Here is a 26,150-nt window from a genome sequence, read left to right on the forward strand (position 1 = left end):
CGCGTCCGGTTTCTCCGGCAGGCCGGGGCTGCCGCCGGCGCCGTTGCCGGCGCCGCCGGGTGAGCCGAGTCCCGGAACGCCGGGCGGGGTGAACCCGCCGCCGGCGGCGCCCCCGCCGACTCCGCCTCCGGGCTTCGGACCGCCGACCTCGCCCGGGCCGGAGAACGACGGCGGCTTCACCGAACCGCCGCCGCCGAGATTCGCCGAGCCCGGTGGCTTGATCCCCGGCGGCACCGCCCCGGGGACGAACCCGCCCGGTACGCCGCCGCCGGGCAGCCCGCCGCCGCCGATACCGCCCGGGCCGTTGAACGCCGGGGCGTCGAAGCCGGGCAGCCCGCCGCCGACGCCACCTCCGCCCGGGGTGGGGCCGCCGATCTCGCCCGGGCCGGAGAACGACGGCGGGGTGACGGTCCCCGGGCCCTGGCCGGGACCCGACCCGCCGATGCCGCCGAGGTTCGGCGGCGTGATCGTGGGGACGGTGATGTTCGGCGGCGCGGTGAGGGGCGCGGTGGTGATGCCGCCGATGGAGGGCGTGGTGAACACCGGCGGGGTGAGCGTCGGAGGCGCCGACAGGTTCATCGTGGTGATGTTCGGCGTCGGGAACGGCGACGTCGCAGGCATGCTGATGCTCGGCGTCGGCATGGTGACCCCGGCCGTCTTCGCCTTGTCGGTGGTGATCCGGTACTGCTCGGCGACGGTGTGGACGACCTCGGCCATCTGCTGCGCCATCGGCTTCTCGTACTCGGTGCCGCTGATCGGCACCGGGCCGCTGCCGCTGCCGACGCCGTTCTGGGAGGCGATCCTCGCCCACTCGCCGTCCAGGTAGGCGATCGTCTGCTGGGCCCAGGAGAGGTGGTTGGCCGCGTCGTAGAGCTGCGACGGCAGCGACGTGAGGTTCGGGGAGGAGTTGATGGCGTTCGACGCGGTGTCGGAGTCCGGGACCTTGCCGCCGGCGAGGTGCTCGGCCTGCTTGCCGAGCAGGTCCGCGTAGAAGTTCATCTTGTCGCGGAACGCGCTGGCCGCGGGTCCCTGCCACGCCTTGTCGTCACCGACCATCGAGGCGACAGCGGTACGGATGGTCTGTTCCAGCCAGATCAGCAGGTCCTGCGTGGCTTGGAACGCCCGCGCCGCCTCGACCACCGACGCGACGTTGACGCGGGAGGCGGCGTACTGCAGTCCCGCCTCGCTGAACACCGCGGCGCCCCCGTTGACCGCGGCCTCGAGCTTGCGCCAGCCCCGGGTCTCGGTCGCCCAGGTCCGGTAGTCGTACAGGTCACCGACGGGAATTACCTTCGGCGGAAAGGTCCCTGCCTCCTCCGCGGGGTCGTTCCACCCGTCGAGTTTGCTCTCACCGAGACCGTTGCCCATGCCCCGTCCCTCTTCGCGAGCGGCGAGAACCGCCCGGCCGCGCTAGTTGCCGTCGGTCTTGATGATCTTCTGGCCGTACGTGCTCAGGTTGTCGAGGCCCTTGAAGGAGTCACCCATGACCTCGTTGAGCTTCTCCGTGGTCAGCGAGTTCAGCTCTTCGAGGTTCTTGTACTGGGCGGCCATCTTCAGCAGGGCATGCTGCACGGCGAGGAGGGCCGTGTTCATGTCGACGAGCATGTCCTTCGTGTCGCCCTTGACGCCGCCGTCCTGGGCGGTCGCCCCGACCACCGCCTGCCGCAGCACCTCCGCGCGGGCGAAGGCCCCGGGCCGCGGGTCGACAGCGTTCAACTGGTCCACGGTGGTGAGCAGGATGTTCCCGGGACCGGTGATCCGGCCCAGCACCTCGTTGGCGAACCACTCCAGCGCGGCGGTGTTCACGGCCACGCCGCTGGTCGAGGCGGTGTCACCCTTGAACGTCGGGCTGATGCCCGGCGGGGTGAAGCCCGAGTTCGTCGGAGTCTTCGTCTCGTCGATCCAGTCGGGCTTGTCGGTGAACGCGGGCGGCTTCACGTTCGACGGGTCGGTGATGTTGGCCTTGTACTCCTTGACGAGGTTCCGCCAGCCGTCGATGTCGAGGATGTTCTTGTCGTACCACTCGCGGGCCTCGATCCACTCCGGGTGCTCGGCGCGGACCTCGTCCTTCCACCTGTCGAAATCCACGCCGGTGCGCCGGTTCTGGTGCTTGTTGTAGAAGGCCATCCAGGAGTCGTACGCCGCCTGAGTGGTGCCTTCCGGCTTCCCGATGGCGGCGTCGCCCATGCCGTAGGCGTTCATCGCGGCGATGGCTTCGGGGCTGGCGTATCCCCAGTCAATGCGGGCCAAGGAGATCACTCCACTCGAGAGTCGACGGCGGCGGGACGAAGGCGCAGACCCCAGCGGCCCGGATCGTCTAACTCACCGGGCCGGGGACGGACGACGGAGACTGCCGCGCCGCGTCCGCGGCAGCCGCCCGGCGGATCAACCGCCGCGGACGTCGTTCCAGATCATGGCGTGACGCTGCTCGGTGGTGCCGTAGTTGTCCGAGATCCGCAGCAGCGTCTGCCGGGCCTGCTCCAGGTAGCCCACCATCGAGTCGGCCGCCTGGTTCCAGGCCGCCTTCGAGACGTGGTACTGCTGCTGGGCGGCACCGGTCCACTGGGCGAGGCTCGCCTCGACGGTGCGCTCCATCTCCTCCAGCGACGACTGGATCTGGCCGTTGATGCGGTGCATGTCGGTCAGCACGGCGTCTGCCTGCACGAAGTCGAAGGTGTAGTTGGACACGTCAGTCCTCTCGGGAGATCAGGGATCGGGGGTACGGCTCAGATGCCCGGCAGGGCCGCGCCGAAGGAGCTGGCCACGCTCGACGCCTCGTCCTCGGCCGCCTGGTAGCCCTTGGTGGTCACGCCCATGACCTCGAGCATGTTCAGCAGCTCGTTGATGACCCGCTGGAACGCGTTCTCCCAGTTGTCCATGGCCTGGTTGAAGCCCTGCGACGCCTGGCCGGTCCAGGAGGAGATCAGGACGGCCATCTGCCCGTTGACCGCGCGCAGCTGGCTGGTGAACTCGGTGGCCTTGTCGGAGAACTCCTGGGCAGCCCGCTGCATACCCGCTTCGGTGGTGCTGACGCTCGGCATCGTCACGGCCGGACTCCTCATGTCAGGGAAAGGTGGCAGGGAAGAGTGTTGATCCGCCGCCCCGTGCGGGCGCAACTTCGTCGCGCCGCCATGTCCGAACGTCACCCAACATTGCACGGCAGCGCCCCCGCGCCCGGCGGCGACGGCCGGGAGGCCGGGAAAAGTGGTTGCACTTTCATGCACTGATGCCCGGCCGGAGTTCCGGCGCGACGGCCGCGCCGTCTTCACTTGACGGCGACGTCGAGGGAGTGGTCCGTCGTGAACTACAGCGAGCGCATCGAAGGCCTGTTCCAGGAGTACGAGCGGCAGCGCAACAGCCTCACGGAGATGCAGGCCCGGATGAGCGCGCTCTCGGCCACCGCGTCGTCACCGCGCCGCGAGGTGAGCGTCACCGTCGGCCAGAACGGCGTGCTCACCGACATCCAGTTCCCCACCGGCGCCCACAAGCGGCTCACCACGGCCGACCTGACCCGGCTCGTCCTCGACACCTACGCCGACGCCACGGAACAGGTCATGAACCAGGCGGCCGACGTGCTGGCGCCGATGCTGCCGGACGGTGTCGACGCCCACAAGCTGGTCCGGGGCCAGGCCGGCGCCGACGCGTTCCTGCCGAAGGAGCCGCGCATGGTGACGAGCGTGCGGGAACTCCTGACCCGGGGACCCGAATGACCGGCAACAATCCCGGCGGCCGGTTGTGGGTCGACCCGGACGGCGTGGAAGGGCTCGGCAAGGCGTACGAGTCGCACGTCCAGCTCTACGAGTCCTACCTCGCCCAGGCGATCGCGCTGCGCGCCCGGTACTCCAACGCCTGGGGCGACGACGACATGGGCAAGGAGTTCTCGGAGAAGTTCCTGCAGGGCATGGACAACCTCGAAGCGATCATCGGCGGCGTCAAGGGCACCCTGCACTACACCGCCGAGGGCCTGAAGGAGAGTGGCCGGGCGTACCGCGAGGCCGACGAGGCCGCCGCAGACGTGAGCCGGATGTTGGCAAAGGACTTCGACGGCCTGCGGCGCCCCGCGTACCCGATGCGGGCGGCGGCCACCGGCGACGTGCCGGGGCCTGCCGCGGAGGGTGAGCCGCGCCGGCCTCATCTGCTGTCCCGCCGCCGGGCGGCCGGCGAGCCGGTCCCCGAGCAGGCCGGGCTCCTTCCGCGGCAGCAGGGCACGCCGCTGCTGCCGGTGGAGCCCGCCGAGCCGCTGATCCCGGTCACCGCCGCCACGCCGGCCATCTCGTCCTACTTCTCCAAGCCGGAGTACGCGACCGCGCACGTCGGCGGCCGGCCACTGCCCGACGGGTACCGGCTGATCGCGCTCAACCCGTTCGCCGACGGCAGCACCCGGGTGGACGCGAACCTCTACGACTCGATCACCCCGCTGGCCGGAACGCCTGTCACCACCCCGGACGGCAGGGAGATCGATCCCGGACAGGGCCGATTCTTCGTCGTCAAGGAGAACCCGGCCGCCGACCCCACCGTCCCCGGCTACCAGCCGCTGTACCTGAGCTACGCGCCGGACGGCACGCCCTCGCCGATCATCACCGGCGCCTGAGCCACCCGCCACCCGTCGCCGGTAGCACATGCCCGACTTCCACATCCCCAACGACCCGCAGTGGCAGTGGGCGTACGACCTGATCCTCGTCGCCGTCGGTGAGGAGTACCCGAAGGCCGACCCCACCGCCCTTCGCGCAATGGGCGACGAGTTGTACGCGCTCAGCAGCACCATCCTCAACGGGATGGGCGCCACCGCCAACCTCGGCTACGGGCTGGCCGGCAGCCTGTCCGGCCCGGCGATGGACGCGTTCCAGCAGTACCAGGTGGGCATCACCAAGAACGTGCCGGCCGGCGGCAACATCGCGCTGGCGCTGGGCGGATCGGCGTACAACTTCGCGCTGGACTCGGAGAACACCCAGTACAACATCGTCATCGCGGCCTTCACCCAAGTCGTCGAGATCGCCATCGCGCTGGCCTCCGGCTTCGGCGCGGCGGCGGTTCCCGCCCTGATCAAGATCGGTCAGGAGATCGTCAAGGCTCTGATCGACCTGTTCCGGCAGCGCCTGCGGCACATGCTGATGCGGCTGGCCTGGGAGGCGTTCCAGGAGGGCCTGGAGGAACTCTGGCAGAGCGCCGCCGCCCAGGTGACCCAGATCATCGAGGGAAACCGCAAGTCCCTCGACTACAAGGACCTGGCGATCTCGTTCGCCGGTGGCGCCTTCATCGGCGCGGGCGTCAGCGGCGTGCAGATGATCGGCGGCAAGTTCTTCCCGAAGATCAACGACAGCATCCTGTCCCGGGAAGGGTTGTCGGCGCTCGCCGAGACGCTGTTCGAGGGCCTGTTCACCATGATGGTCGGCGGCGGTGGATTCAACCCGTGGGCCACCATGTCCTCCTCGCTGATCGGCGGGATGGCGCACCACTACGCCACAGTGGTCGGCAACAGCTACGGCCCCGGCGCGGGCGCCAAGGCGCCACCGAAGATCGAGACGAACAGCCTCACCACCACGCCGTCCACGCCGCCGCCGACGAGCGTGGAAGGACCACCGGTTCCCCCGCCCGTCGGCTCCCCCATCGGGACGGGCGCAGGTCACGGCGGCGCCGGGAACCAGGGCGTCGGTGGGCTGCCCGCCGACGGCTCCGGCGCCGCCGGTGGCGCCGTCGGCGACTCCGGTCCGGGCCGTTCGGTCGGCGGCATCCAGGGCTCCGGGGGTCAGGGCTCCGGAGGTCAAGGCGCCGGGAGTCAGGGCGGCGCCGGTCAGGGTCCAGGTAGTCAGGGGCCGGGTCAGCAGGGCGCGGGAAGCCCGGGCGTCCAGGTGGGTGGGGGTTCGGCCACCGGTGGGCAGACCGGCGCTGGAAGCGCGACGGCCGGTGGGCAGAGCGGCGCCGACGGCCCGGTCGCGAGTGGTCAGGGCGCGGGTCGCGACGGCACCGGCAGCCAGGGCGCCGGCAACCCCGCCGGGACCGGCAACACGGCCGGCGGGACGGAGGCCCCGGTCTCCACCGGGGACAGGTCCGCGCGCGGCGACTCGACGGGTACTGCGACCGCAAGCCCGTCGACCGCCACCGGCGCGCCCTCGGCCGCCCCCGCGACGGTGGTCACCGACGCCGCGACGACGCGCGACGGCACCCTGGCCGGACCGGACGTCTCGACGTCGGGTGGTGGGCTGCCCGGGTTCGACACCACCACGCCGTCGACGTCGGCGACGCAGCCGCCCGCCACCTCCGGCTCCCCACCGGGAGCCCCGGCCGGACCGACGCCGTCCACGACCGCGCCGTCCCCCGCTACGTCCTCCCCGGCCACGCCGTCGGCCGCCCCGCCCGCACCCGCCACCGCTACGTCCTCGCCGAACCCGCCGTCGGCGGCCACGCCCGCGGCGGGGCGGGCCGACAGCACCGGTGCCGCGCCTGTGCTGCCACCGGTACGGGAGCAGGCGGGCGGCGTCTCGGTCGAGGTCGCTGCGGTCGGCGTGCCACCGGCGACCGGTCCCGCAGGGGGCATCGAGGCGCCGGCCACCCCGGCACCGGCGACTGCGGCGTCCACACCGACCGGGCCGGTGGTCACCGCCGACGGTCCAGCCGTCACCGTGGAGGGTGCGACGACCGCCCACGCCCCGGTGGGCGCGGACCACACCGGCGGCCGGGACGACCTCGCGCAGGCCGGTTCCCACCCCGGCCCGGCCCGGACCGGCGACCCGGGAACGACTCAACCCGTCACCCCGGCTACCGGAACGCCCGGCCGGGCCACGCCGAGCCCGCAGTTCCAGCGGGCGAAGGCGAACGCGGAGCCGCAACGGCTGCGCACCGAGCGGTACGTCCCGTGGAAGGACACCGTCGTCCCCGGCACGCACCTGCTGCGCGGCGAGATCACCACAATCGACTTCACCACGCGGGAGTTCACCGCCGACGGACGCGACTACCGGTCGTTCGACGTACACCTGGATCTGGTCTCGAAGAACGACCGGATGTCCCCGCAGGAGCTGCGGGACTTCGCCGACGCCGTGCAGCGCACCGTCGACGAGATGGTCAACGACAGGTACACGCTGCCCGACGGGCGGCTGCTGCACATCGACCTGATCGTCGACACGCCGCCGTGGCGCGACGGCATGACCCGCGACTGGCAGGCCGATCCGCGCCGCAACCCGCCGGTCGAGGTGACCTCCGAGACCGGCGTCCGCTCCGACCAGCATCTGTGGAACACCGGCGACCGCCTCGGTGTGATGGTGCACGAGGTGATGCACTACCTCGGCGCCAAGGAGGGTCACCAGGCCGACGAACACCTGCTCACCACAGTGGACCGTCCGGGCGTGATGGGTCTCGAGGTCGACGTCCTGCCGACGTCGTCGGAGCAGGCCGCGACCTCGACCGGGCCGGTCGACTACCTCACCGCCGAGGATCTGGCGACGATCCACGACGCCGCGCTGACCGCAGGACCGGTACGCGAGCTGCCACCCCCACCCACGACGCGCGAGCAGGCGCCGGACCCGTACCCGAATCCGCAGGTCCCGTCGCGTGCGCCGGCCCCGGCACCGTCAGAGCCGCAGGTCGCTCCGGTTCCCCCACCGCCACCGCCACCGATCGCACCGGTGCCCCCGCCACCACCGCCACCCATCGCCCCGGTGCCGCCGCCTCCCCCCGGGGTGCCCGGCCCTCCGCCACCACCGGCCGCGCCCGGCCGCCCGCCGCGGCCGGCCGGAGCGCCGACCCGGAACACCGTCCCGCAGCGGGCGGACCTCTCCGCTGCCACGCTGCCGCCCCGGCAGCAGCCCGTGCCGACGGCGATCGGGCGAGCGCTCACCGACAAGTACCAGATGGTGCACGTCCTCGACCAGGGCTCCCCGGGCCTGGGCCACCAGGCGGCGACGGTCGCCATGCTCGACGGGCTGGCCGCGACCGGCTACCAGGGCACTGTGGTGCTGACCTACCCCAGCAACAAGACGCCGTACTACGCCGGGCAGCTCGGCCGGCAGGCCGACTTCGACAGCCCGGTGGGCTCGTACGACCTGTTCCACCGCGAGTGGACCGGTCGCCGGGGCGGGATGAACGTCGTCATGCGTCCGCAGCAGAAGCCCGTCGACCCGGGCGAGGGGCGGATACAGACGCCCGCCGACGACCTACGCAAGGAGCGGGACTGGAAGGAGAGGCAGTGGCCCGGCGCCGGCGGCAGCGATCTGCCCGACTGGCGACGGGAGCTGCAGCCGTCGTTCCGGAAAGAGGCGGAGACAACCGCTCAGGAAGTCGGCCAGGGCCTGCGCCTCGACCTGGTCCGCGCCGAAACGCTACCTCCGGGCGCCGTCCTGATCGTCCTGCCGGCCGTCGACGCGAGGAACAACGACGGCTCGGAGGTAAGCGGGGAGAAGAAGGAGGAGTGGTTCCAGGAGAACTGGGAGCGTGGGCTGCGCACCGCCCACAACGGCAAGCACGACGTGCTCACGCTCCAGCCGTTCCTGTGGGACAAGTTCCCCCGTCAGTTCCGCGGCGCGGACGGGACGGTCACGAATCTGGACGAGATCCTGACCGGTGTGCCGACCTACCGTGGCCGGCCACCGGCCACCCCGCCGCCGGCCGCCGCCGAGGTCGTCAGGGCCACCGGCGTTCCCGGGGCCGACGCTCTCGCGAACCTGGTCGACGACCCGGGCACCGACGTGGTGCTCGTCTACTACGGCATGACCGAGGCCACTCCTGAGCACAGGGACGTGGTCGGCCGGCTTGCCGTCGCCGCCCGGCCCGGCCGGCCGACTGTCGTCCTGGTGGTCGGCGACGCCGACCGGAGCTTCACGACAGGCAACCCCGACGTCCACGTCGCGGCGCTGCCCCGCGTCTCGCCGGAGCAGATGGCCGGGCTCCGCGACCGCGCCACGCTCGTGGTCACCGAGGGCGCCAACACCTGGCAGGAGTCCCTCGCGGCGGGCAAGCCCACGCTCTCGGTGACCGCGTCCGCGGGTGACACCCGGCCGTGGGAGCACGGGCCCGCGTCGGTCCGGACCGACTCCGGCGAAGGCCGCGACCGGCTATTGGCGGCGTCGGAGTACCTGCGGCACGGCGGCGATCCCGCCACCCTGCGGGACTTCGTCCAGGACGACGACGGCAGCGTCCGCACGTACTTCGACGGGTGGCAGCAGGCCCTCGGCCAGACCGGCTCCGACCAGGTCGACCAGGCCCTCGCCACGGTCACCGGCCTGAAGTTGGACCCGGAGGCCCGCTCGCGTGAGGCCGCGCCGGGCGCGCCCCCGGTGGACACCACCGCCCGCACGGCCGGGACCCCGCCGGCCCGGCTCGACGTACCCAAGACCCGCGACGAGATCGCCCGGGCGCGCCACGAGCAGCGCGACACCGCGCCGCGCAGGGTCGCGAACACCAGCGCCTACGACGTCATCGTCCGCGACCCGAGTCCGGACACCCGGGTTCCGGACGTGGTCGCGCGCTCCTACGAGCGGGCCGGTCTGCCCCTTCCGGCAGCCGGCCGCCCCCGGCTGCGCCTCGAAGCGGTCGACAACCGCATCGCGTACGACCACCGGGTGCTCGACCTCGGCGACCGGAACGTGCAGGACTTCACGGTCAAGGTCTTCCTGGACGCGCGCGACGCCACGGCCGCCGCCGCCCGGGACGAGGTGGAGACCCGGGTGACCGAGGCGGTCGACCGGATCTACAACCAGGGCTTCCGCATCGGTGACCGCGACCAGCTGAACGTCACCGTGGAGTTCGTGACCCGGCCCGGCGAGGCGCACGCCGTCGTCGCGCTGCACGGCACTCCGTCGCCGACCACGCAGACCGCCTGGTCGACGCATTCGTCCGACCTGGACCTGGCGCACGAGATCGGGCACTTCCTGGGCCTGCGCGACGAGTACGCGATACCGGGCCGGGCCCTGGAGCGCGCGCTGGTCCGCGACGACAACTCGCTGATGGCGACCACCACGCCGCAGCCCGGCAACGAGCCGCGGCTGCTGGCCCGCGGCGTCGAGCGGATCGCCGGCCTGCGGCACGACGTGCTCTCGCCCGATCGCGGCGCGCTGCCGCCACGGACGCGGCCGGCCCGGTTCGAGCCGGTACGGGTGCCCGGCGGCCGCAACGCGCGGTTCGACGAGCTGACCGGACACACCCGCGACGTCGACCCGGGCAACTACCGGCAGGCGACGATCGACCTGAAGGCCGAGGCGGCGCCGATCGGGTTCGTCGTCAACTCGATGCTCCCGGCCGCCGACGTCGACCAGATCCCCGAGGTGGTCCGAGCCGTCACCGAGGGCCTCGCCCCGGGCACCCGGGTCGCGTTCGTCTTCGGCGTCAACACCACCGCCGAGGTGCCGGACCTGGCGTTCCGGGACGCTGTCGCCCGGGCCGCCCGGCTCGCCGAGAGCCTCGACGTGCCGGTGGCGGTGAACGGCTACGCGGTCGGCACGAAGAACGACAAGTTCCCGTACGGCCGCACCCGCAACCAGGTGCTGCGCGATCCCGACACGGTGGCCGCGATCCAGGGCCTCGCGCAGGGCGGCCCGGACGGCGCGGACCGCCGCTACCCGTACGTCTCGATCCAGGACTTCGACCGGGGCGCCCGGACGGTCGCCGACGGCACCCACGTCTTCGACCGCGTCGACCGGGCGACCCGGTTCGACCCGGAGGCGACCGGGCAGCAGGCGGACTCCCCGGCCCGGCCCTTGATGATCTCCGGCGGCTACCGGGTCGGCGACGCCGCGGATCTGGTCCGGCGGACCCGGGAACGGCTGGAACGACGCGCCCGCGACCACGAGGCGAGGATCGCCGAACTCGCCACGCGCGACGACCGGGAGGCGCGCAAGGAACTCGGGATCGAGCGACAGAAGCTGGCCGCCGTCCACGGCGGGCTCGGCAAGCTCGCCACCGAGGCCGGGCAGGAGAAGTTCGTCCGGGACTTCGCCACGGCCGTGGACGAGGACATGCGCTCCCGGGACCGGCAGGCCACCGTCCACCCCATGCTCCCGTACTCGCCGGAGCCGAACCTCTTCGTCGACGGCCTGCTCGTCCTCGGCCGGCCCGAGGTCCGGTTCGGTGACGCGGGCGCCGAGTTCCTCCTGCTCGCCGAGAGCCTGCACCAGGCGTACGGCGACGAGCTGGCCGTCGCCCACGGCGCGGCGACGCCGGCCGGCCTGCCCCCGGACGTCCTCACCACCGATGTCCAGGTCGAGTCGCAGAACAACAGGCACCCCGACCGCGACCTGGGGTTCATGACGGACTTCGTGGGCGCCGCCACGCCCACCGACCTGTCCCGGCTGGCGGCCGACTTCGCCGCCGGCAACTTCCTGCCCCAGTCGCACGCCGTGCCCACGAACGCCAACCGGCAGCTGTTCTACACCGAGGGCACCGGCTTCAAGGAGTACCGGGCCGAGCTGCGCAAGCCCGACAGAGCCGCCGGCAAGCCGTTCGCCGCCCCCACCGACGTGACGCCCCGCCGTGCCGGGGTGGCGCGTGCCCCGGGCGAGCCGCCGCGCACGTGGCAGGAGTCGCTGACGCCGGAGCAGCTCCAGCAGCTCGGCGCGCAGCCGCACAACCGGCTCGTCACCACCGTCTCGCTGCCGCCGCCCGGGTCCGGTCCCGCGCCGGAGCCGAGCGGCGAGTTCACCGTCGACCCCGACCTGGACCCGTCGAAGCCGGCCCGGACCGTGGGCCTGCCGACCAGCCAGCGCCTCGTCGCCGCGCACCTGGTCGCCACGTCGAACGACTCGGGGACCATCCAGCAGGAGTTCGCCGCCGCCACCGCCATCGCCGATCGTGGTGGGCTCAGCCGGCAGCCGGGCTCCCTCTACGACGCGATCGCGGCCGGGCTGCCGGGCGCCGACGCGGACACCCTGCGGATCGACACCCTGCGGGCGGGCCGGGACACGATCGTGCTGGACGACGCCGCCGCGATGCGGCAGCAGCGCCCGTACGACAACGGGCACTTCGTGCGGGCGGCCCTCGCACCCGACCCCGGCACGCAGCGCCGCGGCGCCCCGATCGACGACGCCGAACGGCAGCGGATCGGCAACGCGCACGACGTGGTCGAGTTCGCCGCCGCCCGGGGCAGCCGGGTGCACCTCACCGTGCACGACGGGGCGGGCGGCCCGGTCCGGGAGTATCAGGTGCGCGGCGCCAAGCCGCAGGGCCGGCTGGCGCTGGTCCGCACGATCGACGCGTGGGGCGGGGTCACCTACGCGCCGTACGTGCCCCCGCCGCCCCCGGCGGCTGACACCGGCGACGACAGCGACAGGGAGTCCGGCGACTTCGGGATGTTCGGCGACGACGGCCTCGCCACGTTCGCGCCGACCGCCACCACGACAACGACCACGACCACGACCACGAGCGCCACGACCGGCGGCGCCGTCGACTCCGGCCTGGTGTTCGCCGCGCCCGACGACCGCGCCACCAGGTCCACCGCCCGGGACTTCCCGGACCGGCCCGACCGCTACCACGTGTTCGGACACGGCGAGACGGACGCGATCCGGGTCGGCGACGCCCGGATCACCCCGGCGCAGCTCGCCGCGCGCATCCGCGAGGACCACGACCGCTGGCAGGGACGCCCGATCGTCCTGATCGTCTGCGACAGCGGCACCGACCGCCGGGACGGCTTCGCCGCGCAGCTCGCCCGCGAACTGCCCGGCACCAGGATCATCGCGCCTGGCGGCGTGGTGTGGGCCGGGTCGACCGGACACGCGATCGTCACCGGCAGCGACAGTCGCGGCCCGGACGGCGAAGCGCTCACCCCGCCGACCGGTGACACCCGGTTCGTCGAGTTCGAGGCGTCACCCACCGACCCCGCCCGGCTCACCGTCACCGAGTTGTCGCACGTGCTCGACGCGTACACCCCGGTCGGTCAGGTCGACCCCGACCGGACGGCTCGGTCCGTCGCGCAGCTCTCCGCCTGGGCGCGGTCCGACGCCACCGAGGTCGAGACCCGGACCCGGCCGGCGCTCGACGCGCTCGCTCCGGCCCTCGACGACGCCACCCGGGCCGACGCCACGCACCGGCGCGCCGCCGGGCTGCACCACGACGCGGCGAACCGGGTGGCCGACCTGTCGGAGAGCCAGCTCCAGCTCGACCAGCGCGCCGACGAGGCACCGAAGCTGGCGCGGGCCGGCGTCGACGCGGCGACCCGGGCCGGGGACACGGCCGACGCGCGGCGGCTGCGCGAGATCGCCGGCCGGACCGAGGAGCACATCCGCGACCGGGACGCCGGGGTACGCGCCTCGCTCGCCGCCTCGGCCGCCGAGGTGGCGACCGTACGCGACCTGCGCGACGACGCCGCGTGGGCCGAGTCGACGGCGGCGCGCGCCGACGCGGACCTGCGGTTCCTGCGGGAGCGGCACGACCGGCTCGCCGCCCTGCGGGCGGAGGCCCGGCACTGGGCGGATCACGCCGCCCGGGCGGCCGCCGACGCCACCGCGGCGCTCGGCCTCCCGCCCGGCCCACGACGGGACCTGGCGCTCGCGGACGCGCTGCTGCGGGCGTACCCGGCGGTCAACGCGACCGCGCGGCGACGCGCCGACCTCGACCGGATCACCGCCGAGCTAGCCCCGCTCGGTGACCTGCCCACCGCGGTCCGGGACCGGCGCGACGCCGCCGCCCAGGCCGAGCGCCTGGTCGCCGACGTGGCGTCCCGGGCGCCCGGGGCGTACGGCGCGCACACGGCCGCGCTGTCGCACATGGACGACGCCCACGACTCGCTGACCGGGTCGGAGGAGCGACTCAACGACGTCTACGACCTGGCCGAGCGGCTCGGCGTGCCGCCCCGGACCCCGTCGCCCGCGCCGGCCGGCACGCCGGACGCGACGACGCCGCAGGAGGACGCCGACTCCGACCTGGAGCCACCGGCCGACCTGCTGGTGGAGACCGCACCGGCGGGGCTGGCGCCGTTCTCTGCGCCGGAGGCCGGCACCGACGCGGCCACGACGGGCGAGGCGACCCCGGCCGAAGCCGGCCCGGAACAGATCGGCACGGCGCTGACCACCGAGGGCGAGACGGCGCTGCCGTCACCCGAGGCGGTACGCCGGCGCCTGCCCACCTACCTGCGGGACAGCCGCACCCTCGGCCTCGCCGAGCAGCTACGGGCCACCCGGGACGCGACGCTCGGCGCGGCGCTGCGGACCCTCGACCCCCGCCTGCCGGCCGACGTCGTCGCCGCGGTGGAGGCCGACAGCCGCGACGACATCGACCAGTTCCTCGGCGCGGGCCGCCCCTACCCGGTCACGGTCGGCGGCCGCCCCGCCGAACTGGTGGTGACCGCCGTCCTCGACTGGGACCGGCTGACGGTCGACCGGGTGCACGACGACCCGCGCAAGGTCACCACGAAGACCCGGGAGAACCTCACCCACACGCTGCGGCACACCCGGGACCGGCACGTCGAGCCGAAGGCGACTGTCACCGCGCTGCCGGGCGTGATCGTCGGCGCGGGCGGCTCGGTGCCGACGGCGCCCACCACCGAACACTCCACCGCCCACAAGAGCACCTACACGTCCACCACCACGGTCAAGGTCAGCGACCTGGCCGAAGTGACAGTGCCGATCCGCTTCGTCGCCCGGCTCGTCCGGCCCGGCCGCCCCGACACCGGACCGGTCCAGGCCGCCGGCACCGTCGCTCTCGCCGTACCGACCGGGTTGCGTCCGGTCGGCGCGACCGCGCCGTCGGCCGCGGGCCCGGCGCTCGACGGACCGGTGCCGGCCCGGTTCGCGGTGGAGAGCGTACGCAGCCGCCCGGCCGATCCGGGCGCCACGTTCTTCGAGCAGGTCGAGGCGATCCTCGCCGAGGACGGCATGGGCGACCTGGTCCGCATCGGCGCGCCCGGCCGTCCGGCCGTGCAGAAGCTGCTCAGCGACGCGGCGTTCGCCGGCAAGCTGCCGACGACGGTCGTCACCGACCCGGCGAACCGGCACGACGGCTGGGTCCGGTCCGGTTCGCTGCCGCGCGGCGCGCGCACCGGCTGGCGGCGCTTCTTCCCGGGCCGCAGCCAGCAGGTCGAGGTGCGCCTGGTCGCCCGCCGCGTCGAGCAGGTGGAGAGCGTCGACGGCATCACGCACGTCGACACGTCCGCGCTCGCCGCCGAGAGCACCGGCGGCGCCACCGCCAAGCGGCTGTGGGGTGTCTGGGGCACCGCCGGTCCCGGTGTGGACGCAGGGCCGCTCAGCCTTGTCGTCGCGCCCCGGGTCGGCGGCAGCCGGGAGTCCGGCGTCAGCCGGACGATCACCGAGCGGACCGGCGCAAAGCAGACCGTGACGGGCACCGCTCCCGCCGTGCGGTACCGCGTCGAGTACGGCGTCCAGGTGCGCGTCCTGGGCCGTCCGCCGCGGATGCTGGCCGGTTCCGTCGAGGCGCTCCAGTGGACCACCCGCGACCGGCTGCCGGGCACCGCGCTCGACCCGGGCGGCCGGGAATGGCACGGACGGCGCGGCGCCGCCCGGACCCACTTCGCGCCGGCCCGCATCGAGCGGGGCGAGTCGTTCGGCGGCGCGTACCTGACCCGGTTCGGCGACCAGGGGCTCTACGAGACGGTCGCCGAAGCGGTGCGGTCGGTGCCCGGTCACGACCGGTTCCGCCTGGCCACCCGGGACGAGATGCTGCGGCACTTCGACGACCCGCGGCTCGCCGACGGGCTGACCCCGCAACTGCAGGCGGCGCTGAGCCGCGACGCGGACCTGCGTACCCAGCTCTCCCCCGACCAGCTGCGCCACCTGGCGGACCGGATCGTCGGCCCCGGGCTGAAGATCCCGCTGATCCGCACCGGCACGTTCCACGACCACGTCACTGTGGTGACCATCCGGGGCACCCTCGGCGACGTGTCCGACGGCGACCTGCTCGACCACGACAAGGTCGGCGCCGACGCCAAACAGGACGCCCGGTCCACTGTGACCGGCGGGCGCGACCGCAGCACGTCGGCCGAGATCAGCCTGGAGCCGCGCATCCTCGGCCCGCTCGGCCAGGCCGCCTCGGCGATGCTCGGCGGCCCCCGCGCCGCCGTCACCTGGAGCGCCGCCGACGAGAGCGCGATCACCGGCCGGCAGGCCGCCGAGAGCAGCCACGGACCGGCGCTCGACGACAAGGGCAAGCCCACCGGGGTACGGCTGCGCCAGTTCGCCGCCACCCTCGACCTCACCGTCACGGCCCGGTCCAGCGTGCGGGTCAACCAGGCGGGCCGGCAGCTGTCCGTCGGGGCGTACGGCCGGGACGTGCCCACCGTCGTCGCGACGTCCGAGCAGCGCCCCCGCACCCACCGCCTCGACGTGCGCATGCTCGTCCCCGAGACGCGGGTCTCCCGGCAGCGCGCCGCTCCCGAGCCCGGCCCCGCCGTCCGGGACGAGCAGACCATCGCGTACCCGCCGCCGCTGAGCCGGATGACCGGCGGACCGCACGACCTCGACGGACGCCGGGTGGAGTCCTTCGTCGGCGCCGGCCGGCTGCAGGAAGCCGTGGTCGACACGCTGCACGAGGCCAGCGGCGACGACATCTACACCGCCGAGGACGGCCGGATCTCCACAGTCGTCGCGGACGAGCTGTCGCCGGAGCGTCTCACCGGTGACGCCGAGCTGTTCAGCCGACCGCTGGCGCTGAGCAACCTGTGGCACGGCCGCCGGGCCGCGGACGCCCGCGCCGACGTGCGGGTACGGCTGCGACCGACGAACCCGGTGGTGCTCGACGACGCGGACGAGTTCGCCCGGATCAAGCGGACCTTCGCCAGCGGCACCGCGCGCAAGACCACGCACGGACGCTCGGTCGAGCTGAGTCTCTCCGCGACCGGCGTCGCCACGGTGAGCGGCCCGGCCGCCGACCACGGCGGCAGCACCGGCCGGCCGGCGGGCGCCGTCGTCCTGTCCGTCACGCCGTGGCGGCGCGCCTGGGGCCGGATCAGCGAGCGCAGCGTCTCGGGGATCTCGAAGCTGCGCGTCGGCGGTCGGCCCGAACGCGAGCTGCTGGTGCGGGTCGACGTGGAGGCGGAGGTGGTCGCCGAGGCGCGGCACGACACAAACCTGCTTCCGCTGGGCCTCTGGCCCGCTTCCCCGGCCCGCCGCGCCGGCCGGCAGCTCACCCTGCCGGGCGCTGTCGTCATGCGGATGACGCCGGCAGAGCTGAAGCGGCTCCAGGACCGCGACCGGGTCCGCCGGCACCGGAGCGCCGACGTGCGGCTGCAACTGCGGCACGCCGAGAACGCCGAGACGGTCCGCGCCGACCAGCGCGAGCAGCGCGCCCGGATGGCGCGGGCACAGGCCACCGAGCGCGGGAAGCTGCTGCGGCGGCAGCACACCGAACGCCGCGACGCCTCCGACTACGTCGACCGGGTACGCCGGCGCCGCGAGGTCGGCGAGGCGGAGCGGCGGCTCGTCGACCAGTCCTTCGCCGCGCTGCAGGAGCGGCACCGGCGCGAGCTCGCCGAGCTGACCGCGACGCACGACGAGGCCACGCAGGCGCTGCTTCAGGCGCAGGAGCGCCAGCGGGCCGTACAGGCCGAGCACCAGCGGCGCGAACGCGAGCTCGTCCGGCAGGAACAGCAGCGGCAGGACGAGGCCGCGGCCGACCCCGGCACCCCGGACGACACGGAACAACCCGCGTTCCGGCCGGGACCGCAACGCTCGTTCGGCATCGGCGGCGCCACCACCCACGTCGACCTCACCGACCGCATCCCGCACCTGCGGCGGGCCCTGGCCCGGGCGGCCGGCGAGGAACTCGCCCAGGCGATCCTGCCGTCCACCCAGGACCGCAGCCCGTTCGACCCGGTACGCGGGCTCGGCAGCTCCGGTTTCCTCGGCGCCGCCCACCTGCACCTGGCGGACGCGCTCAACGGCGGCCGGAGCGAGCCGATCCGGGTGGAGCGGCGCTTCCGGGGCTCCACCTACCACGTCACGCTCACCGCCGAGCCGATGGGCGAGCCGAGCTTCACCGGCATCGAGGTGGTCGACGAGCTGTCGGTCACCGACCGCTCGGTCGTCGGCGAGGCGCACACCCGCACCACCTCCCGGACGGCGGCGCAGGTGACGCTGACCGCCCGGGCGCAGGGCACCGAGGCCGAACGGGTCGAGGACGACGCCACCCGGACCACCGGGCACGGCCCGGCCTCCGGCACCGTCGCCGCCGGTCTCACCGGCACCGCCGCCCTCGACAACCGGGCCACCAAGGCGACCGAACGCGCCGGCCGCACGTACGAACAGACGCTCACCGTCTCCGGGCCGGTGCCGACGTTCCGCGGGGCGGTCCGGCTGACCATGACCGTCACCGGCAAGGGGCTGCCCGAGGACGGCGTGTCGATCCGGGCCGTCCGCGACGTCACCACGTACTCGGCCACGCCGGGCCGGTCGCAGGCCGTCTCCGAGCCGGTCACGGCGGTACCCGCCGGGCAGACCACCGATGCGGGGCGGCAGGTGTGGCGCGCCGCCACCGGCTTCGATCCGCTGCCCGAGCCGGGCCGCTTCGCCGTCGAGGACGTCCTGGTCCGCCTGCCCGACCTGCACGAGGCGGCCCGGCAGGCGCTCGTCGCCTCGGGCGTCGAACCCGGCCGCGACGTCACCGCAGCGCTGCGCGACGCCCTGACCGTCACCCGGATGAAGGCGCTGCCGGCCATGCTGGCCGGCGCGTTCCCGCTGCCGATGCCGGCCCGGCTGGGCCGCGACCTGTTCCTCGACGCCCGCCTGGTGGCCCGCCCGAAGCTGCTGCGCGCGGACGCCACAGTGAAGATCGGCGGCTCGGCGAAGCGCAGCGCCGACACCGAGTACGAGCAGACCAGCGCTCATTCGTTCGCGCTGAGGACGGCCGGGCCGCTGGTCGTCGGCGGCGTCGGTCATCCGGGCGGCGCGAGCAAGGTCGGCGAGCGGGACGCCTTCAACGCGGTGAACGCCGCGACCCTCGTCGAGCAGCAGCTCTACCGCACCGACCCGGCCCGCCAGGTGAAGGACGAGGGCAAGGTCGCCGTCAGCACGACCGGCAAGCCGACCCGGCGCACCGATCCGGACGACAAGCTCACCGCGGCGGTGGAGTACGACGTCGAGTTCCGCTTCGTGGCGCGTTCCCGCGACGCCGCCGGCAAGCACCGGGGCGGCGCCGAGGTCCGGGTGCCGGGCGGCTACGTGGTCCGGCTGGACGAGGAGGCGGCCCGCACCGTCACCGGCCGGGACCTCCCCCCGGGGCTGCGCGCGTCCGCGCTCGCCGTCGCCGACGCGGCGAAGACGCTGTCCGAGACGACGGCCCGCCGGGACGGCCTGACGTCCCGGGCCGACGCGGACCCGGAGGACGTCGCCGCCGCCAAGCGGGCCGTGACGGACGCCGAGCGCGCCTGGTGGGACGCCCACCACGCGCACGAGGCCGAGGTGACCCGGCCGCCGGAGCCGGTCCCGCCGGAGGACGTGCCGGCCGAGGACGTCGCCACGCCGACCGCGCAGACGCCGCTCGTCGGCGACCCGGTCGACGTCGCCACCGGCCGGGTGATCTACACCGAGGTGGACGCCCGGCTCCCCGGGCTCACGCTGGAGCGGACCCACCGATCCGACTACCGCCAGGGCCGCTGCTTCGGCCCGGCCTGGGCCTCCACCCTGGACCAGCGCGTCGTCACCGACGCCACGCACGCGCGGTTCCTGGCCGCCGACGGCTCCGTCCACACGTACCGGCTGCCCGCCGAGGGCGACGAGGCCCGGCCGGTCCTGGGCCCGGGCGGGCCGCTGCGCCGGCTGACCGGCGGCGGCTGGCTGCTCACCGAGCCGGGCCGGTGGCTGCTGTTCGCCCCGGCCACCGGGCACGGTGACTCGTGGCTCAGCGACGTGGTCAGCGACGACGTCGGCTGGCACGTCGAACGCGCCGCCGACGGCACCCCCGAGCTGCTGACCTGCACCTCCGGCGTGGTCGTGGTGCCGCACCTGGCCGGCGGCCTGGTCGTCGGCGCGCACGTACGGGCACCCGGCGACACCGCCGCCGAGGCGCTCCACCTGCCCACCTTCGGCTACGACGACCGGCGGCACCTGGTCGAGGTACGCAACTCCTCCGGCCACGCCACGCGGCTGCGCTACGACGAGGCGGGCCGGCTGGTGCGCTGGCAGGACCGCAACGGCGAGTGGTTCGGCTACGACTACGACGAGGCGGGCCGCTGCGTGCGGGCCGGCGGCGCCGGTGACTGGCTGCGCTACCGCCTGCGGTACGACGACGGCGTCACGTCCGTGACGAACTCGCTGGGCCAGGTGACCCGGTACGAGATCAACGAACGCCGCCAGGTCACCGCGATCGTCGACCCGCTGGGCGCTACCACCCGGCAGGAGTGGGACGCGGCGAACCGGCTGCTGTCGCGCACCGACCCGCTCGGGCGCGTCACCCGGTTCGACCACGACGCGCGCACGGTCACCCTGCCGGACGGCTCGACCCACCGGGTCCCGCCGCCCCGGCCCGCGCCCGCGGGCGGCATCGAGTTCGACGCGCTCGGACGGGTCCGGGCGACCCGGGCCCCGGACCGGGCGGTCACGACGTACGGCTGGACCGCCGAGGGGGACCTCGCGTGGCGGGTCCGCCCGGACGGCTCCACGCAACGGTGGTTCTACGACGGTGAAGGGAATCTGGTGGACGTCATCGACGCCTCAGGAAGGGCGGTGAGCTTCGAGTACGGCCCCTTCGATCTACCCACGGCCCGGGTGGATCAGGCGGGGAACCGCACCGAGTTCACGTACGACACGGAACTACGGCTCGTCGGGGTGACGAATCCGGCGGGCCGGACGTGGCGCTACGAGTACGACGCGGCCGGCCGCCTGTGCGGGCAGACCGACTTCGACGGCCGTACCCAGCGCTACGAGCACGACGACGCGGGACAGCTGATCGCGCACACCGACGCCGCCGGCACCGTCACCCACTACCGCTGGGACGCGCTGGGCCGGGTCGTCGAACGCCGGGTCGGTGACGCCGTCACCCGCGTCGAGTACGACGCCGACGGCCACGTGGCGGCCGTGCTGAGCCCGGACGCGCAGGTGCGGTTCACCCGGGACGCCGAGGGCCGGGTGCTGTCCGAGACGATCAACGGCCGGACGGTGCACACGTCGTACACCGATTCCGGCGCGGTCGCGACGCGCACCACGCCGTCGGGCCGGTCGAGCCGGTGGACGTTCGACGCCGCCGGCCGCCCGGAGCGCCTGACCGCCGGGGAGCACCTGCTCGGCTTCACGCACGACGACGCCGGCCGGGAGATCGGCCGGACCGTCGGCGGCCTGGTCGCGCTGCGGCAGACCTTCGACGCGGCGGGCCGGCTCACCGGGCAGCAGATCGCCGACGCCGCCGAGCGCCGCTACAGCTACGACGCCGCCGACCGGGTCACCGCGATCGCCGACTCGCTCGCCGGTGACCAGTCCTTCACCGCCGACGACACCGGCCGCATCCGGGCCGTCGACGGGGACGTCCCGCAGCGGTACGACTACGACGAGGCCGGCAACCTGGTCGGCGCCGGTGGCGGACGCTGGGAGTTCACCGGCACGATGCTGGTGCGCTCCGACGACGCGACGTTCTCCTACGACGCGAAGGGGCGCCTCACCGGCCGGGTCGACGCCGCTGGCGCGTGGCGCTTCGAGTGGGACGCCGAGGACCGGCTGGTGCTGGCCGTCACCCCCGGCGGCGACCGCTGGCGCTACCGCTACGACGGCTTCGGCCGGCGCATCGCCAAGCAGCGCCTCGGCGACGGCGACCGGGTGCTGGAGGAGGTGTGCTTCGCCTGGTCCGGCGACCTGATGCTGGAGCAGACGCACCGCGACGTCACCGGCGCGACCACCACGACCACGTGGGACTACCGGCCGGACGCGCCGGTGCCGGTCGCGCAGACCGACGGCGGCACGCTCCGCGCGGTGATCACCGACAGCATCGGCACCCCGACCCACCTGGTCGAGCCGGGCGGCGGGCTGCGCTGGTGGTCGCGGGGTGACCTGTGGGGACGCGGCGCGGACCGCACCGTGACACCGCTGGCCTTCCCCGGCCAGTACGCCGACGCCGAGACCGGCCTGCACTACAACCGGTTCCGCTACTACGACCCGGCGACCGGCCGGTACGTCAGCCCCGACCCGCTCGGTCTGACCGGCGGCCCGAACCCGACGGCGTACGTCGCCGACCCGCTGACCGTGGCCGACCCGCTGGGTCTGACCAGTTGCACGCCGGCCCCGGCTACGCCCCACCCGATGGCCGCGGTGGAGCCGGCGCTCGCCGTTCCCTCCGCGCAGACGCCCAGCAGCCTGCCCACGACCGCGGCGCCGCCCCCGCCGAGCGCGCTGTACGGCATGCCGGTCTGGGTGCGGGAGACCAGGCGCAACGCGGACGGCACCGTCACCCACGTGTACGTGGAGCGCGACACCCCGTCGCCGCCGCCGTTGAGCACACCGGTCGGTCAGGTCACCGCGCAGGCCCAGGCCTGGTTCGACACCGTCGGTTTCGCCCCGCAGACGGCGCTGGCCGACACGTCCTCGACGGCGCACCAGAGCTTCGAGAGCATCCGCGCCGACATGTACGCGCGGACCGGTCACCGCCCGCGTACCGGTCCCCGCAGCAACCGCGAGGGTCACTTCAACGAGCCGATGATCGGCAGCCGCCCGTACAACCATGCGGACGGGACGAGCGGCCTCGGCGACCGGATCGGCGCGGAGTCCGACGGCGGCCGCCGTACCGCCGGCCAGATCGCGAACTACCTGCGCGGCTTCACCGCCCTGGAGTCCATCGAGAGCACCGCCGGGCGGGAGTTCGCCACAGTTGTCGCGTTCGCCGAGCAGGCCCGTGGCTACCGCCAGGAGCGGCACGAGGCGGCGAACGCGCTCCAGGAGATCCACTCACTGGCCCGGAGCGGGCGCGCACGGCGCTACTGGGGGGACGTCGGTCACTGGTACGGCCCCGCCCGTCGTGGCTACGCCAGCGAGGAGGACTACGTACCGCCGTCGGAGCGCCCCCGGCCAGATCAGCTGATCACCGGTGAACGCCGGCCGCAGCGGACCGCGGCCCGCACGTTGGCGGTCGACGGCGAGCCCAGCGGCAGCCGCGACCGCAGCGACAGGTCACGCAGCCCGCGGGACCGGAGCCGTCCCGGCGGCAGCAGCCACCGGCGCGGCGGTGGCCAGGCGTACGGCTTCCAGGGGCCGCAGAGCGCTCCCGCGAGCCTCGGCGCCGCCTCCGCCACGCCGTCGGCGGACACCACGACGCCGCTGGCCGAGCAACTGGCAGCCGCGCAGGGTGACCCGGCGGCGCAGTCCCGGATCCTCGACACCTTCCGGGACGCGCTGTCCCGCGACGTCCCGCTGAGCAACGGGTCGACGCTGCGGATCCTGGCGGCCAACTCGCACGGCGGCACCGCGAACACCGCCGCCGACCTGGCGACGCTCGACGACGCGGACCGGGGGCACCTGCGGCAGATCCACCAGGGCCGGGACGCGGCCAACCAGAACGACTGCGTCACGCTCACGATGGCCGTGGACAGCTACAAGCAGTCCGGGCTGATCACCCAGATCCCGCCGCAGACACACCCGAGAGCGCTCAGCGACATCCAGAAGCAGTACCCGGGCCGCACCACCGAGGAGGTCGGCACCCTCCAGGGCCTGATGGACGCGCTCGGCGCCATGCCGAACGGCACCAACGGCATCGTCGGCTTCCGCACCGACGGCCCCGGCGCCGTCGGCCACGTGGTCAACGTGTCGAAGGACTCGCAGGGCCGCGTGACGTTCGAGGACTCGCAGGTGCCGGGCCTGGCCACGCTGCCGCAGATCGGCCCGGACGGCTCCGTCGTCCTGATCCGGACCAGCGACCCGCAGCCGGCCCCGTCCTCGGACGTGGACATGGCCTCGGTCCGCGACGCCGACTCCGACGTCGACATGGCGTCCGTCCGCGACACCGACTCCGACGTCGACATGGCCGACTTCTCGCCGACCACCGAGACGTTCGCGGGTGTGGCGCCCGAGGAGGTGGCGAAGACCACCGCGCAGACGCCCACCGTGGGTGACCCGATCGACGTCACCACCGGGCGGATGATCCTCACCCACACCGACGCGGTCCTGCCGGGGCTCACGCTGGAGCGGACCTACCGCTCCGACTACCGGTGGGGCCGGTCGTTCGGCCGGGCCTGGGCCTCCACGCTGGACCAGCGGATCATCGTCGACGGCGAGCAGGTCCGCTACCTGGCCGCCGACGGCTCGCTGCTCACCTACCCGCTGCCCGCCGAGGGCGAGGTGGCGCAGCCGGAGACCGGCCGGACGCTGCCGCTGCGCCGGCTGGTGGGCGGCGGCTGGCTGCTGACCGATCCGACGTCCGGCCGCAGCCTGCTGTTCGCCGCGGCGTCGGACACCGAGTCGCTGCTCACCGACGTCACCGACGGCGGCGTCAGCTGGACGATCCAGCGCGACCGCCGGGGTACGCCGACGCAGCTGCTGTCGTCGACCGGGGCCACCATCGCGTTCACCTCGTCCGCCGGGCTGATCACGATGGTCTCCCTGCCCAACGCCGCCGGTGACCTGATGGCGGCGTCGCGGTTCGGCTACGACGGTGACCTGAACCTGATCGAGGTGACGAACTCCTCGGGCGACCCCGAGCGCTTCACGTACGCCGACGGGCGGCTCGTGCGCTGGGAGGACCGCAACGGCGAGTGGTACACGTACACCTACGACGAGGCCGGCCGGTGCGTCGCCACCGACGGCAAGGGCGGCTACCTGCGCTACCGGTTCGACTACCAGCCGGGCCGCACCGTGGTGACCGACTCGCTCGGCGCGGTGCGCGTCTACGAGCTCAACGACCGCTTCCAGGTGGTCGCCGAGACCGACGCGCTGGGCGCGACCACGCGCAACGTCTGGGACGAGGCGTACCGCCTGCGGTCCACGACCGACCCGCTGGGCCGCACCACCTCCAGCGAGTACGACGCGCTCGGGCGGCTGGTCGCGGTCACCCGGCCGGACGGCAGCCGGTCCACCACCACGTACGACGACCTCGGTCGTGCGGTGTCCTGGACCGACTTCGACGGGAGCACCCGCAACCGTCAGTTCGGCCCGGACGGCCTGATGGTCGCCGAGGTGGACGCCGCAGGCGAGGTGGTCCGGTACGAGCAGCCGGCCGCCGACGGCCGGGGCACGACCACGCACGTCGGCCCGACCGCCGTCGTGCGCGACCCGGCCGGGCAGATCACCTCGGTGAGCACCGGGCAGGGCGAGACGGAGTACGTCTACGACGCGCTCGGCCGCCTGTTCAGCATCGAGGACGACAACGGTCTGACCGAGTTCGGCTGGACGCTGGAGGGCGACCTGGCCTGGCGGGAGAACCCGGACGGCTCGGTCGAGGAGTTCCGCTACGACGGCGAGGGCAACCTGGTCGAGTGGGTTGACGCCACCGGCCGCCGGACGATCCGCGAGTACGGCGCGTTCGACCTGGTCACGGCCGAGATCGACGACGAGGGCAACCGCACCGAGTACGCGTACGACACCGAGCTGCGGCTGGTCCGGGTCACCAACCCGGCGGGTGCGACGTGGAGCTACACGTACGACCCGAACGGCCGGATGGTGTCCGAGACCGACTTCGACGGCCGCACCCAGCGGTACGTCTACGACGCCGCCGGGCAGCTCGTCGAGCGCACCGACGCGACCGGCGCTGTCACGCACTACGCGTACGACCTGCTCGGCCGGGTCGTGGAGCGGCGCACCGGCGAGGCGGTGACGCGGTTCGCGTACGACGCGGCGGGCCGGGTCGTCCCCGCCGGGGACGACGACTCGCAGATGCGGCTGGAGCGTGACCCCGTACCCCGGCGCTGACCCACCGCCCGCCCCGGCCGTCACCGCGGCCGGGGCGGGCACCCTGCCCGACCACCATCGACAGACAAGGACAATCTGATGGACGCCGACGACGCCCGCACCCGGGCGCAGGACGCGCTGCGCCGGCTGGAGAACCCGGCGCAGCCGCTGACGCTGCTCGCCCCGGACGCCCCGGCCGAGTACGCCTGGTGCTGGGTGTACCCGTTCAACACGGTCCGGGCCACCGAGACCGGCAGCATCATGGACACGCTCGCGGTGGGCCCGCTCGTGGTGCCGAAGAACGGCGCCGAGCCCTGGGTGGCCCCGTCCGGCCCGCCGCTGGAGCGCTGGCTCAACGAGTACGCCGAACGGGAGGGGCTGCCCCCGGTGCCGGTTCCGGCCGCGCCGGACCCGTTCGCCTGA

Annotated in this window: 7 protein-coding genes and 1 pseudogene; 4 read left to right on the forward strand and 4 right to left on the reverse strand. The window is 74.1% G+C overall.

Annotation, left to right across the window (positions count from 1 at the left end; all coding sequences use genetic code 11):
- From KBX43_RS31880 to KBX43_RS14185, 4 genes and pseudogenes are all read right to left on the reverse strand, one after another.
- Positions 1-1,368 (reverse strand): annotated as a pseudogene (locus KBX43_RS31880) (hypothetical protein); the annotation flags it as partial.
- A gap of 42 nt (positions 1,369-1,410) precedes the next feature.
- Positions 1,411-2,250, reverse strand: a complete 840-nt coding sequence (locus KBX43_RS14175; RefSeq protein WP_064446534.1) for a hypothetical protein — start codon at positions 2,248-2,250, stop codon at positions 1,411-1,413.
- Between the two features lie 135 nt (positions 2,251-2,385).
- On the reverse strand, positions 2,386-2,688 hold the full coding sequence (locus tag KBX43_RS14180; protein ID WP_104115516.1) for a WXG100 family type VII secretion target: 303 nt from the start codon (positions 2,686-2,688) through the stop codon (positions 2,386-2,388).
- A 38-nt stretch (positions 2,689-2,726) separates the two neighbouring features.
- Entirely contained in the window at positions 2,727-3,047 is a 321-nt protein-coding gene (locus KBX43_RS14185) for a WXG100 family type VII secretion target (protein WP_064446311.1), read from the reverse strand.
- 252 nt (positions 3,048-3,299) lie between these two features.
- Here KBX43_RS14185 and KBX43_RS14190 point away from each other — a divergent pair, with 252 nt between their 5' ends.
- From KBX43_RS14190 to KBX43_RS14205, 4 genes are all read left to right on the forward strand, one after another.
- Complete coding sequence (locus tag KBX43_RS14190; RefSeq protein ID WP_210884716.1) at positions 3,300-3,710, forward strand: YbaB/EbfC family nucleoid-associated protein; 411 nt, start codon at positions 3,300-3,302, stop codon at positions 3,708-3,710.
- The gene (locus KBX43_RS14195) at positions 3,707-4,591 is read left to right on the forward strand and encodes a WXG100 family type VII secretion target (protein ID WP_210884717.1); all 885 of its coding nucleotides are present in this window, start codon (positions 3,707-3,709) and stop codon (positions 4,589-4,591) included. Before KBX43_RS14190 ends, KBX43_RS14195 begins: the two co-directional genes overlap by 4 nt.
- A gap of 28 nt (positions 4,592-4,619) precedes the next feature.
- Positions 4,620-25,748: a DUF6531 domain-containing protein gene (locus KBX43_RS14200; RefSeq protein ID WP_210884999.1), complete on the forward strand. Its 21,129-nt coding sequence runs from the start codon at positions 4,620-4,622 to the stop codon at positions 25,746-25,748.
- Positions 25,749-25,826: 78 nt separating this feature from the next.
- Positions 25,827-26,150 (forward strand): YrhB family protein, encoded by a 324-nt coding sequence (locus KBX43_RS14205; protein WP_209961454.1) that lies wholly within the window; start codon positions 25,827-25,829, stop codon positions 26,148-26,150.

It is taken from the genome of Micromonospora sp. C41, from assembly GCF_018070485.1.
Lineage (GTDB): Bacteria > Actinomycetota > Actinomycetes > Mycobacteriales > Micromonosporaceae > Micromonospora > Micromonospora chalcea.